Genomic DNA, 13360 nt, shown 5'->3' on the forward strand with positions numbered 1-13360 from the left:
CGCTATTCGCCCGCGCCGCGGGGCAGCTGCCCCCGCACGCCGCCCAGCTCCGGCGAATCACCCAGCCGCGCGGCCTTACCCGCCCGGTCACCGGCCCGCCGCGCGGCCGCCGAGTACCCGGCCGAGGCCTGCGGGCCGCGCCAGGTACCGCGCGCCTCGGAGGTCCGGGTGTAGAAGTCGGTGAGCGCGAGCTCCTTGTCGCGCAGGGCGAGCGCCGTTCCGGTGGGCACGGATTCGGCGGCGTCGGCCCGCACCGCCTCGGTCTCCACATCCGCCTTGACCTCCGCGAGGCGGCGGCCGATGCGTGCGGCGAAGGCCATCTGGAAGTTCAGGCGCGCCGTCACCGCGGCCACCGGAACCTCCACCGGCCGGTGGAAGGTGCGGCCGTAGCGGCGCTCGATCACGACCTTCTCGGTGGTGGCCGAACGGTAGGAGCCCGACTTGATGTACTGGTCGGAGGCACGCACCATCTGGATCAGCAGGCTGGTGTAGAGCGCCTCGCAGGTGTCGATATCGGCGTCGAATCCGTACGCGTACACCGTCGTCGACGATCGGGCCACATCGCAGCGCACGTCATTGGCCGCCGCGATGGCCACGAACAGCTGCACATAGGTTCGCAGCCCGCGCTTTCCGGCCTCGCCGATCGGAATCACCCGCTGCGCCGGCGTGGGCCGCCGCTCCCGATTCGCGATATGTGCCCGCGCCACCGCCAGATCCACCGACGAACTGGTCGCGAGCCGCTGCGCGGCGGCCAGGAAGGCCTCGGCCTCGTGCTCGTTGTCGGTCGATTCGGCCTGCCGCAGCAGTCCGCCGATCCGGGTGAGCATCTTGTCCTGAGAAGACATCGCGACCCAGCCTAGACGCATCGATGATCACCGTGGTCACGCCCGCGGGGATCACCGTGGTCACCGGCGCAGGGACCAGGTAGTCCCCGCACGGCGAACCCCCACCATGTATCTTCCCTTGTGCAACCGGCTGAGTGTGCTGCCGCTCACGTCTCGACCCTGGAGTATCCGCGATGGCTTTGAAGAAGGTGTCGTCCCTACGATCGACGCTGGTTCCGCGTGCCGTGCTGGCCGTGACCTCGGCGGCATTGCTGACGGCGACATTCGCCAGCGGCTGCTCCAGCAGCAACAGCGGCAGCAACTCCACCGCCGAAAACCTCACCGGCCGTGGGCCGATCACCTATGTCGAGGGCAAGGACACCACCGAGACCGGCGCCGTCAAGCAGCTCATCGAGCGCTGGAACGCCGCGCACCCGGACGAGAAGGTGACCTTCAAGGAGCAGTCCAACGACGCCTCCCAGCAGTACGACGACCTGGTGCAGCACCTGCGCGCCAAGGAATCCGACTACGACGTGGTGGCACTCGACGTGCCGTGGACCGCGGAGTTCGCCGCCAAGGGCTGGATCCAGCCGCTGAAGGACTCCTTCGCCATCGACACCTCCACGCTGCTGTCGCCGCCGGTCGCGTCGGCCACCTACAACGGCACCCTGTACGCGGCCCCGCGCAATACCAACGGCGGCCTGCTGTTCTACCGCAAGGACCTGGTGCCCGAGCCGCCCAAGACCTGGACCGAGCTGCTGGCCGACTGCCCGAAGGCCAAGGACGCCGGAATCGGCTGCTACGCAGGACAGTTCGCGCAGTACGAGGGTCTGACCGTGAACACCGCCGAGGTCATCAACGCCTTCGGCGGCAGCTTCGTCGGCTCCGACGGCAAGACCCCGACCGTGAACAGCCCGCAGGCCAAGCAGGGTCTGCAGACCCTGGTCGACGCCTACAAGAACGGCGACATGCCGAAGGAAGTCATCACCTTCAAGGAGCCGGAGTCGCAGAACGCCTTCACCACCGGCAAGGTCATGTTCATGCGCGGCTGGCCGTCCTCCTTCGGTGAGGCGGGCTCCGACGCCTCCGCGGTCAAGGACAAGTTCGCGGTCGCCCCGCTGCCCGGCAAGGACGGCATCGGCGCGTCCACCCTCGGTGGCTACAACGCCGCCATCAGTGCCTTCTCAAAGAACAAGGCCACCGCGCTGGACTTCCTGCGCTTCCTGATCAGCGAGGACGCCCAGCACATCGTGGCCGCCGGCGCGCTGCCGCCGGTGCGGGCCTCCGTGTACGACGATCCGGCCCTGATCGCCAAGATGCCGTACCTGTCCGCGCTGAAGGACTCCATCGCCTCCGCGGTGCCGCGGCCGGTGACGCCCTTCTACCCGGCGGTGTCGAAGGCCATCCAGGACAACGCCTATGCTGCGATCACCGGAACGGAATCTGTCGACGCCGCGATCGATGCCATGCAGAAGGGCATCGAAACCGCCGGATCCTGAGCCGCGCTCACACCCGATGCGCGCACCACGATCCATCGCGTAGCCCCGTAGGAGAGAAAAAGGTGTCACGTCCTTCGGGAGCGACCGATGTCGCGCCGCCACCCGACCTGACGGAACAAACAATGCGAAACGAACAGCCACGTCCGAAACGCCGCGGGGCCGCCCTCGGGGTTTCGGCTCGGGCATGGATGTTCGTCACGCCGGTGCTGCTCGCACTGACGGTCGTCATCGGGTATCCGGTGGGCCGGGCGGTGTGGATGTCCTTCCAGAAGGACGCGGGCCTGGACAAGTCCACCGGCATGTTCGTCGAAGGCGGCAGCGCCGGATTCGGCAACTACAGCCACTGGCTGCTGCAGCAGTGCACCAACTCGCTCGGCGAGACCGTGTCCTGCCCGCCCGGCAACACCGGCTCCCAGTTCTGGGCCGCCGTCGGGGTCACGCTGCTGTTCACCGTGGTCACGGTGGCGCTCGAGACCACCATCGGCCTGGGCATGGCGGTCATCATGGGCAAGACCTTCAAGGGCCGCGCGCTGCTGCGCGCGGCCGTGCTGATCCCCTGGGCCATCCCGACCGCGGTCACAGCGCGGTTGTGGGAGTTCATGTTCCAGTACAACGGCGTGGTCAACCGGGTGCTCGGCACCCACATCCTGTGGACCGCCGATGCCTGGCCCGCCCGCTTCGCGGTCATCATCGCCGACGTGTGGAAGACCACCCCGTTCATGGCGCTGCTGATTCTGGCCGGCCTGCAGGTGATCCCGGAGGACGTCTACGAGGCCGCCCGGGTCGACGGCGCGTCCGCGTGGCAGCGCTTCGTCAACATCACGCTGCCGCTGCTGAAACCCGCTCTGCTGGTGGCGGTCCTGTTCCGCACCATGGACGCGCTGCGCCTGTACGACCTGCCCGCCATCATGACGCGGAACCTGGCCGCCACCCGCACCGTCTCGATGCTGGTGACGGAATCGAAATCGCTGCCCAACAGCGCCTCCGCGCTGTCGGTCATCACCTTCCTGCTCATCTTCACCGTCGCGTTCTTCCTGGTGAAGGTGCTGGGGGCGAACGCCGTTCGCACCCAGGAAGAGCAGCGGGAGGCGCACTGATGAGCATCGAACTCACGAAGGATGTCGTGGCCGAGCCGAAAAAGCCGATCCGGCAGTCGGTTTCGTGGACCAAACGCCTGTCCTCCGGGCGCGTGTACGTGGGCGCGCTGATCGTGCTGGTGTGGGGGCTCGGCCCCTTCTACTGGATGGTCGTCACCGCCCTGCGCGATCCGGCCTACACCTTCGACAACACCCCGTGGCCCACCCACGTCACCCTCGATAACTTCCGCAACGCCTTCGACACCAGCCGCGGCAACAACTTCGGCCGGGCCCTGGTCAACAGTGTGATCATCGGCAGCGCCACCACGGCGGCCGCGCTGATCCTCGGCGTGATGGCGGCCTACGCGCTGGCGCGGCTGACCTTCAAGGGCAAGTACCTGGTGTCCGGGCTGGTCCTCTCGGCCTCCATGTTCCCGGCCGTCGTGCTGGTGACGCCGCTGTTCCAGCTGTTCACCAATATCGGCTGGATCGGTCAGTACCAGGCCATGATCATCCCGAACATCTCGTTCGTGCTGCCCATGACGGTGTACATCCTGGCCTCGTTCTTCGCCGAACTGCCATGGGAATTGGAGGAGGCCGCCCGCATCGACGGCGCGTCCCGCTTCCAGGCGTTCCGGCTGATCATGCTGCCGCTGGCCGCGCCGGCGGTGTTCACCACCGCGATCCTGGCGTTCATCGCCGCGGTCAACGAGTACCTGCTGGCCTCCCTGCTCTCCAGCGACAAGACCGAACCCGTGACCAAGGCGATCGCCCGCTTCTCCGGCAACGATCCGCTGGTGCCGCCGTACACCGCGATCATGGCCGCGGGCACCATCGTCACCATCCCGCTGGTCATCATGGTGCTGCTGTTCCAGCGCCGCATCATCTCCGGACTCACCGCCGGCGGCGTCAAGAGCTGAGTGTCCGGGTAGGTGGTTCGGGGCCGTTGTCCCCGAATCACTTACCCGCTCCGTCCGGGCGCGTCGATTAGCATTGGTCCCGCCGCGCGGGGTGGTCGCGGCCGTCTCGAAAGCTTTGTCGACGCTCCGGAAGGAGATGCTCGTGAGCTCGTCCCGCGGCAGGCGGCGTGGAAGATCCGCATCATCGACCAGCACCGCCGGGTGGAACGAGCTGGCCACCGCTGCAGCGCATCGGCAGCGTCCCCACCCGCACAGCCGGCCCCGGCGCCGCCCGAAACCGCCCCGGGATCCCGACCAGCCCGAACCCGCGCCGAAACCGCCCCGCACCCGCGGGCAGCGCATCCGGCGGCTGCTGCTGGCGGTGTTCCTGGTCCTGGTGATCATGCCGACCACCCTGCTGGGCATCGCCTACTGGAGCGCCGAGATCCCGGACCCGGATACGGTGCAGACCAACCAGATCGCTACCATCCTCGGCTCCGACGGCACCACGGTGATCGCGAAGGTCGTTCCGCCGCAAGGAAATCGGGTGCCGGTGCCGCTGTCCGACGTGCCTCTGCCGGTGCGCCGGGCCGTGCTGTCGGCCGAGGACCGCAACTTCTACCGCAATCCGGGCTTCTCCACCGCCGCCTTCCTGCGCGCGGCCCGCGACAACCTGCTCGGCCGCGACGACGCGGGCGGCGGCTCCACCATTACCCAGCAGTATGTGAAGAACGCCTTCCTGACGTCGGAACGCACGTTGAGCCGCAAGATGCGCGAACTCATCATCTCCGCGAAGATGGCCCGCGAATGGAGCAAGGACGACATCCTCGCTGCCTACCTCAACACCATCTACTACGGTCGCGGCGCCTACGGCATCTCGGCCGCGGCCAAGGCGTACTTCGGCAAACCCGCACCCGAACTGACCCTGGCCGAGGGCGCGGTGCTGGCCTCGGTGATCCGCACCCCCTCGCTGCTGGATCCGGAGACCCACCTCGATCAGCTGCGCGCCCGCTGGGGATACGTCCTCGACGGCATGGTCGAGATGGGGGTACTGAACCGCGATGACCGCGCCGCCACCCAGTTTCCGGCCGTCGTCCCGGTCGCCCAGGTGGACGACAGCACCCCGCGCGGCCCCGAGGGGCTGATCCGCGCGCAGGTCCTGCGCGAACTGCGCGCCTCCGGCATCAGCGAACGCGAGCTGAATACCGGTGCGCTGCAGATCATCACGACCATCGACGCGAAAGCACAGCAGGCCACGCTGAACGCGGTCGGCAAGGTACTGGGCGGGCAGCCGGGCGAACTGCGCACCGCCGTGGTGTCGATCGACCCGCGTTCGGGGGCGGTGCGCGCCTACTACGGCGGACCCGACGGCACCGGCTTCGATTTCGCGCAGGCCCCGCTGCAAACCGGTTCGGCCTTCAAGACTTTCGCCGTGCTGGCCGCACTCGAGCAGGGCATTTCCCTGTCGTACCGGCTCGACAGCGCGACCCTGACCGTCAATGGGGAGAATATCCAGAATGTGGACGGCGAGTCCTGCGGCATCTGCTCCCTCGGCGAAGCGTTCGAGCGCTCCCTCAACACCAGCTTCTACCGGCTGGCCCAATCCCTGTTCGAGGGCCCGAAAGCCATTGCGAACGCGGCACATCAGGCCGGCATCCCCGAACAGATCCCGGGCGTGCCCGGCAAGACACTCACCGAGGACGGCGGCGGCCCGCCGCTACCCGCCATCGTGCTGGGCGCCTACTCGGTGCGCCCCATCGACATGGCCTCGGCCTACGCCACCCTCGCCGCCTCCGGCACCTACCGCGCCCCCTATTTCGTCCAGAAGGTGGTGACCGGCGACGGCCGTGTCCTCCTCGACCGGGGCGCCGACCCGAACAAACCCGAACAGCGCATCCAGTCCTCGATCGCCGACACCGTGACCCAGGCCATGCTCCCCATTGCCGCCTACTCCAACGGCCACACCCTGGCCGGCGGCCGCCCCTCGGCCGCCAAGACCGGCACCACCCAGCTCGGCGACACCGGCCAGAACAAGGACGCCTGGATGGTCGGCTACACCCCCACCCTCTCCACCGCCGTCTGGATGGGAACCGAACAGTCCCAGCCCATCCGCACCGCCCGCGGCGCCCCCATCTACGGCGCCGGCCTCCCGGCCGACCTGTGGAAACAAACCATGGACGCCGCCCTCGACGGCACCCCCATCGACCAATTCCCCAATTCCACCCCCAACAACCTGATCCCCAACCAGCCCCCCGACCCACCCTCCGGAACGCCCCCCGGCAACGGCAATTACGACATTCTCAACCCACCCACCCCGTCCCCCCAACAGCAACCAGTCCTCGTCATCCCCCCAGCCCCCACCCCCAAACAAGTAGAAATCTTCCCCGGCCTCAGCGTCCCCGTCCCGGGCTAGGCCAAGTTCGGCTTCCAGCCAGGTGGTTCGTAGTCGTATGCCAAGGCGCCAACTGATTTCGCAACGGTCGGGGTAACTCACCGGGTACGACCAAAATGGATTCGGCTCCAACCGTCGGCACGCGTCCTCAACGCCAGCGGCTCTCTGCGATGCGCTGAAGTCTCGGAGAGGCGGGGGAGCATGATCATGTTTCGCGCCTCCTTGCCCATCTCTGCGCGGCCGCGGATATTGTGGAAGCCGCCACCGGATTCAGCGACTCCGAATGCTGGTGGCAGGATGCGGGTTGGGAGCAGGGTGGGGTCGGAGACAGCACGAGACATAGGGGCGACGCCGGTGGAATTCAATGTCGTTGAACGCCACGAAACGCTGGTAGCCGGAACGGTGCTACGCAGTCCGGCACTCGCGGTCGAAGGGCCGCGCCGCGCGAAGGTCGAGGAGGCTTGGAAACGTAATCTGGCACGCGATCTGCCCGGCCCGCCGGCGACCGCCTATGTGGATCACGCACCCGAGATCGGTTCGTATCTGACACATATCGTGGGCTACGAATGCAACAAGGCGGACGACCTATTGCCCGGCGATGTACTCGCCCGTATCCCGGCCGGAAAATTCGCCCGCTTCAATCGCACTGGCGACAATCTCGGCGACACCATCGTGTCGATCTGGCGCACGGTCTGGGACCTCGAGGCGGCCGGCACCCTGGTGCGCGCCTATACCGGGGATTTCGAGCACTATCCGGACAACCGGACGGTGGAGGTTTTCGTCGCGCTGGATCTGAGCGCGGAGGGGTAGGGGAGCTGTGGACTTCGAAATCGTCACCCTGGATGAGTTCCTGGTCGGCGGGCTGACCATTCCCCTGGCGGGCCGCGAGGTCACCGCCCGCGACCTGGACCTGGTCAACTTCACCTGGGACCGCTACCTGGCCCGCGAGAAGAGCGTCGAACGCGTCGCGGCCTACATCGGCCAGAACGACCACGCGGTTGCCGTTCTGGGATACGAGCTTTCGAGCATGGCCGACCTCGACACCGGCGATGTGATGACCCGCATCCCGTCGGGCCGCTACGCGAAATTCGTTGTCTCCGACAAGCCTTACGACCTGCTGCGCACCGCGTGGGCGAAGGTCGCCAAGGCCGAGAACGCGGGCACCATCACCCGCTCCCACACCGCGGAGATCGAGCGCTACACCGGCCCCACCTCGGTCGAGGTCTACGTCTCCCTCGACTGACATCGAACGACGAAGGGCGGCATCGCGATTCGCGATGCCGCCCTTTGCGTTGCAGGGTTCCTACTCGGCCCCGATGATGAACGCCTCGAGCTGGGCCCGGGCGACGTCGTCGGCGAGCTGCTTCGGCGGGGACTTCATCAGATAGGCCGAGGCCGGGAGGACCGGGCCGCCGATGCCGCGGTCACGGGCGATCTTGGCCGCGCGCACGGCGTCGATGATGATGCCGGCCGAGTTCGGCGAGTCCCACACCTCGAGCTTGTACTCCAGGTTCAGCGGCACGTCACCGAAGGCGCGACCCTCGAGCCGGACGTAGGCCCACTTGCGGTCGTCGAGCCACTCGACGTAGTCCGACGGGCCGATGTGCACGTTGCGGTCGTACACCTTGCCCGAGAGCGGGCCCTCGAGGTTGGAGGTCACGGCCTGGGTCTTGGAGACCTTCTTCGACTCCAGCCGCTCGCGCTCGAGCATGTTCTTGAAGTCCATGTTGCCGCCGACATTGAGCTGGTAGGTGCGGTCCAGCACGACGCCGCGGTCCTCGAACAGCTTGGCCATCACGCGGTGGGTGATGGTCGCGCCGACCTGGGACTTGATGTCGTCACCGACGATCGGCACGCCGGCGTCGACGAACTTCTGGGCCCACACCGGGTCGGAGGCGATGAACACCGGCAGCGCGTTGACGAAGGCCACACCCGCGTCGATGGCGCACTGGGCGTAGAACTTGTCGGCCTCTTCGGAACCGACCGGGAGATAGGAGACGAGGACGTCGACCTTGGCATCCTTCAGCGTCTTGACGACGTCGACCGGCTCGGCCTCGGACAGCTCGATGGTCTGCGCGTAGTACTTGCCGATGCCGTCCAGCGTCGGACCGCGCTGCACGGTGATGCCCGACGGCGGCACGTCGGAGATCTTGATGGTGTTGTTCTCGCTGGCGAAGATCGCGTCGGACAGGTCGAAGCCGACCTTCTTGGCGTCGACATCGAACGCGGCGACGAACTTCACGTCGCGGACGTGGTAGGGACCGAACTTCACATGCATGAGCCCGGGAACGGTCGAATTCTCGTCCGCGTCCTTGTAGTACTGCACGCCCTGAACCAGGGAAGATGCGCAGTTACCCACGCCGACGATGGCCACCCGAACTTCGGTGTTGATCTCACTCATGGCCGATATTTCCCTCTTTCTGTGGTGCCGCCTTCGTCGATTGCTCCGCAGCAATCAACTCGTTGAGCCAGCGCACTTCGCGCTCGCTTGATTCGAGACCGAGTTGATGGAGCTGGCGGGTATAGCGGTCCAGTTGCCCGCTGGCGCGTTTTATCGCTTCCCGCAGTCCTTCTCGGCGCTCCTCGACCTGCCTCCGCCGCCCCTCCAGGATTCGCATCCGCGCTTCCGCGGGGGTGCGGCCGAAGAAGGCCAGATGAACGCCGAAGCCGTCGTCGGTGTAGTTCTGTGGTCCGGTGTCGGCGAGCAGTTCGGCGAACCGCTCCCGCCCGGTGTCGGTCAGGTTGTAGACCCGCCGCGCACGGCGCGTTGCCAAGCCCTGCGGACTCTCCTCCGCGATGAGGCCGTCGGACTGCATGCGCCGCAGGGTCGGATACAGCGACCCGTAGGAGAAGGCCCGGAACGGGCCCAGCAGACCGGTGAGCCGCTTGCGCAACTCGTAGCCGTGCATCGGTGATTCGAGGAGCAGCCCGAGGATTGCCAACTCGAGCACGGGCTTCACCTCCTGACTGTTCTGTTCAGACCTAACCGATGGATGCAGTTCCAAACTATATCGCGCCGATATATTTTGCACGCGCCATGCGGCGTATCCCAACGTGACGACCGATCTCCACCCGATCGGAATAACTCACCGGGTACCCCCCGAGATCGGGTTGGCACCCAACCGCCGGCACGGGTGACCAGTGCCGACGGCTCCCGGCCGCCCGCAAAAGTTCCAGGGAGGCGGAACAGCGCGTGCGGGCTCCGGGGGCCCGCAAGTACTCTGGGTCCCGTGCGAATACAACGGCAGGTAGTGGACTATGCGCTCCGGCGCCGGTCCCTGCTGGCCGACGTCTACGCGGGCCGGGTGGACGTCGCCGAAGTGTGCGATGCGAATCCGTACCTATTGCGTGCGGCGAAGTTCCATGGGCGGGGGAGCGAGGTCACATGCCCTATCTGCAGGAAGGAGCAGCTGACTCTCGTATCGTGGGTCTACGGCGACGGGCTCGGTCCCGTGGCGGGCTCCGCCCGCACGCCGGAGGAACTGGTCCGGTTGGCCGAGACTCGGGAAGAGTTCTCGGTGCATGTGGTCGAGGTGTGCCGGACCTGTAGTTGGAACCATCTGGTGCAGTCGTATGTGCTGGGGCTGGCCCCGGCGCCGACACGCCGCCGGCGCACCAGCGCCCGGCGCACGGCCGCCGAGTGAGAGGCCGCGTCGACTGCTGAACAGCGGGCAGGAGCCTGCCCGCCGCGGTGCACGCGCGTGACCGCATCGAGCCACCCGGACCGTATCGACCTAGTTATTGGAGAGCCAGGCTGTGACATCGCCCTATGACGACGGACCGCACGGCGGCCGCCCCCGTGGCGGTTCGCAACCCGGCCCCGGCGGCTACCCGCCGCAAGCGCAGGGAGGTGGAGCGAGACCGGCAGGACCGCCGCCTGGGGCACGTCAGCCCGCGGGACGTCCCGCGCCGGGGAATGGTGTCCCGCAGCGCGGACCCGCGGGCGGTCCCGGTGGTATGCCGCCGCGCGGACCCAACGGGCAGCCGCAGCGCGGACCCGCGCCGCAGGGCGGTCAGCCGCCGCGGCGTCCGGGGCCGCCGCCCCAGCGTCCCGGCAATCCGGATGCGACACGCAACCTTCCCAATTCCGGCCCGAACGAGCGGGTGAATACCGGAGCGCGCCAGGCGGTTCCGAATCACCTCTCGCGGGCGGCCACCTCCGACCGCACCCAGCGGATCGACGATCGTGCGGTGCGTTCCGGCGCGGGCACCGGGACCCGGCCGCGCCCGGCCGAGGACCGCACCCGTCCGCCGTCGGGCGCGCAGCCCGCGGCCCGGCGCGCGCAGGGCGGCACCCCCTCGGGTCCGCCGCCGCGGCGGCCCGGTGGCGGCTCCGGCGGAGGCGGCGGCCAGGGCGGCAAGGGCTCCCGCAAGACCTCGTATTGGCGGCTGGCCCGGCGCCTGGTCTACATCGGCATGGCGCTGGTGCTCGGGCTGGCGAGTTCGGTGTTCCTGTACGCGTATTCGACGGTGAACGTGCCGCAGCCCGGCGACCTGAAGAACAATCAGGTGGCCACCATGTTCATGAGCGACGGCACGTCGGTGCTGGCGAAGGTCATTCCGCCGGAAGGCAATCGCACCGACGTCACGATCGACCAGATCCCGCCGCACGTGCGCAATGCGGTGATCGCCGCGGAGGACCGGTCCTTCTACACCAACCCGGGCTTCTCCATTCAGGGCTTCGGCCGCGCGTTCGTCGGTCAGCTGACCGGCAACACCGACGCCGGTGGTGGTTCGACGATCACCCAGCAGTACGTGAAGAACGCGATGGTCGGTAACGAGCACTCGCTGACCCGTAAGCTGCGCGAGCTCGTGATCTCGGCCAAGATGGCCAAGCAGTGGTCCAAGGATCAGATCCTGGCCGCGTACCTGAACACCATCTACTTCGGCCGTGGCGCCTACGGTATCGACGCCGCGTCCAAGGCGTACTTCGACAAGAAGGTCCAGGACCTGTCGGTGGCCGAGGGCGCGGTGCTGGCCGCGACCATCCAGCAGCCGTCGAACCTGGATCCGGAGAAGAATCCGCAAGGGGCGCAGGCGCGCTGGAAGTACGTGCTGGACGGCATGGTCGACGGCGGCAACCTGCCCGCGACGGACCGCGCGAACATGCAGTACCCCACGGTGATTCCGGCGGCGCAGGCGCAGAAGGACAAGACGCTGGACTCGGGGCCGGAGGGCCTGATCAAGACCCAGGTGCTCAAGGAGCTCGAGGCCGCCGGCATCACCGAGCACGATCTGAACACCGAGGGCCTGCAGATCACCACGACCATCGATGCCAAGGCGCAGCAGGCTGCCGTGGACGCGGTCACCAAGGTGATGGACGGCGAACCCGACAAGCTGCGCGCCGCGCTGTCGTCGGTGGATCCGAAGACCGGTGCGGTGCGCGCCTACTACGGCGGCTCCGACGGCCAGGGCCTGGACTACGCGAATCAGGGTCTGCCGCCGGGCTCCTCGTTCAAGGTGTTCGGTCTGGCCGAGAACCTGGAGATGGGCAAGCCGCTCTCGACGCTGTACGACTCCTCGCCGGTCACCGTGCACGGCATCACGATCACCAACGTCGAGGGCGAGCAGTGCGGTATGTGCACCATCGCCGAGGCGCTCAAGCGCTCGCTGAACACCAGCTTCTACCGTATGGAGCTGGACATGACGGGCAACGGCCCGCAGAAGATCGCCGATATGGCGCACAAGCTCGGTATCCCGGACACCATTCCGGGCGTGGGCAAGACGCTGGTCGAGCCGGACGGCAGCCCGCCCAACAACGGCATCGTGCTGGGCCAGTACCGGGTGCGCACGCTGGACATGGCCTCCGCGTACGCCACCCTGGCCGCCTCGGGCATGTATCACGCGCCGCACTTCGTGCAGAAGGTCGTCGCCTCCGACGGCACCGTGCTGCTGGATCGCGGTGAGACCGCGGGTGAGCAGCGGGTCTCGGCAGCGGTGGCGGACAACGTGACCGACGCGATGAAGCCCATCGCGGCGTGGTCGCGCAACCACCAGCTCTCCGGCGGCCGCCTCTCGGCCACCAAGACCGGTACCAACCAGAAGGACGGCAGCAACGAGAACCGCGACGCCTGGATGGTGGGCTTCACCCCGTCGCTGTCGACCGCGGTCTGGGTGGGTACCGATCAGGGTGACGCGCTGCGCAATGCCAGCGGCGGCATGATCTACGGCTCGGGTCTGCCGGCCGACATCTGGAAGGCCACCATGGACGGCGCCCTCAAGGGCACGCCCAACGAGAACTTCCCCAAGCCGGCCGTGATCGGCGGTCAGGCCGGTGTGCCGTCGTGGTCGGCGCCGTACACCGCGCCCTCGACCACCGAGCAGCAGGTGGCGCCGCCGGTGATCACCACCAGCCAGATGCCGATTCCGGGTCTGCCGTGGTCGATTCCGGTTCCGGGGCTGGCGCCGAATCCGCAGAACCAGCGGCAGTCCCAGCCGGAGACCCAGGATCAGGGCAATGGCAATGGCAACGGGAACGGCAATGGGACCGGTCCGATGCCGGGTCAGCCGGTGGCGCCCGCCGACGGTTCGACACCGACGACCGCACCGAACGGCGGCTATGGAAACGGCAATGGGACCGGCAACGGCAACGGACGGCAGCAGACTCGGTAACCTGCTGCCGTGATCGAGCAGGAACTGGTGCACCGGCCGGGCGCCTCGGGCGCGCCGG

General features: G+C 67.7%; 11 protein-coding genes. 8 read left to right on the forward strand and 3 right to left on the reverse strand.

Annotated features, from left to right (window positions below; all coding sequences use genetic code 11):
* Positions 1-2: 2 nt before the first annotated feature.
* On the reverse strand, positions 3-845 hold the full coding sequence (locus ACFXHE_RS17795) for a DUF2786 domain-containing protein (RefSeq protein WP_379384293.1): 843 nt from the start codon (positions 843-845) through the stop codon (positions 3-5).
* Between the two features lie 173 nt (positions 846-1018).
* Between ACFXHE_RS17795 and ACFXHE_RS17800 the strand changes: the two genes are divergently transcribed.
* From ACFXHE_RS17800 to ACFXHE_RS17825, 6 genes are all read left to right on the forward strand, one after another.
* Entirely contained in the window at positions 1019-2323 is a 1305-nt protein-coding gene (locus ACFXHE_RS17800; RefSeq protein ID WP_379384295.1) for an ABC transporter substrate-binding protein, read from the forward strand.
* 122 nt (positions 2324-2445) lie between these two features.
* Positions 2446-3420 carry a carbohydrate ABC transporter permease gene (locus ACFXHE_RS17805; protein ID WP_379384297.1) on the forward strand — a complete coding sequence of 325 codons (975 nt, stop codon included), beginning with the start codon at positions 2446-2448 and terminating at the stop codon, positions 3418-3420.
* On the forward strand, positions 3420-4319 hold the full coding sequence (locus ACFXHE_RS17810; protein WP_379384299.1) for a carbohydrate ABC transporter permease: 900 nt from the start codon (positions 3420-3422) through the stop codon (positions 4317-4319). Before ACFXHE_RS17805 ends, ACFXHE_RS17810 begins: the two co-directional genes overlap by 1 nt.
* A gap of 136 nt (positions 4320-4455) precedes the next feature.
* A complete protein-coding gene (locus ACFXHE_RS17815; RefSeq protein WP_379384301.1) occupies positions 4456-6711 on the forward strand; it encodes a transglycosylase domain-containing protein in 2256 nt (751 codons plus the stop codon).
* 333 nt (positions 6712-7044) lie between these two features.
* Positions 7045-7500 (forward strand): effector binding domain-containing protein, encoded by a 456-nt coding sequence (locus ACFXHE_RS17820; RefSeq protein ID WP_354841042.1) that lies wholly within the window; start codon positions 7045-7047, stop codon positions 7498-7500.
* 7 nt (positions 7501-7507) lie between these two features.
* A complete protein-coding gene (locus ACFXHE_RS17825; protein ID WP_354841040.1) occupies positions 7508-7933 on the forward strand; it encodes a GyrI-like domain-containing protein in 426 nt (141 codons plus the stop codon).
* Positions 7934-7993: 60 nt separating this feature from the next.
* On the opposite strand, the gene ACFXHE_RS17830 is transcribed toward ACFXHE_RS17825, so the two are convergent.
* Both ACFXHE_RS17830 and ACFXHE_RS17835 read right to left on the reverse strand, forming a co-directional pair.
* The gene (locus ACFXHE_RS17830; RefSeq protein WP_379384303.1) at positions 7994-9091 is read right to left on the reverse strand and encodes an inositol-3-phosphate synthase; all 1098 of its coding nucleotides are present in this window, start codon (positions 9089-9091) and stop codon (positions 7994-7996) included.
* Complete coding sequence (locus tag ACFXHE_RS17835) at positions 9084-9641, reverse strand: PadR family transcriptional regulator (RefSeq protein WP_040862623.1); 558 nt, start codon at positions 9639-9641, stop codon at positions 9084-9086. Before ACFXHE_RS17835 ends, ACFXHE_RS17830 begins: the two co-directional genes overlap by 8 nt.
* A 279-nt stretch (positions 9642-9920) precedes the next feature.
* On the opposite strand from ACFXHE_RS17835, the gene ACFXHE_RS17840 reads away from it, so the two are divergent.
* The gene (locus ACFXHE_RS17840) at positions 9921-10334 is read left to right on the forward strand and encodes a DUF5318 domain-containing protein (RefSeq protein WP_354841034.1); all 414 of its coding nucleotides are present in this window, start codon (positions 9921-9923) and stop codon (positions 10332-10334) included.
* Between the two features lie 313 nt (positions 10335-10647).
* Entirely contained in the window at positions 10648-13302 is a 2655-nt protein-coding gene (locus tag ACFXHE_RS17845; RefSeq protein ID WP_379384305.1) for a transglycosylase domain-containing protein, read from the forward strand.
* The last annotated feature ends 58 nt before the right edge of the window (positions 13303-13360 follow it).

The organism is Nocardia sp. NPDC059229 (genome assembly GCF_042754165.1).
Classification (GTDB): domain Bacteria; phylum Actinomycetota; class Actinomycetes; order Mycobacteriales; family Mycobacteriaceae; genus Nocardia.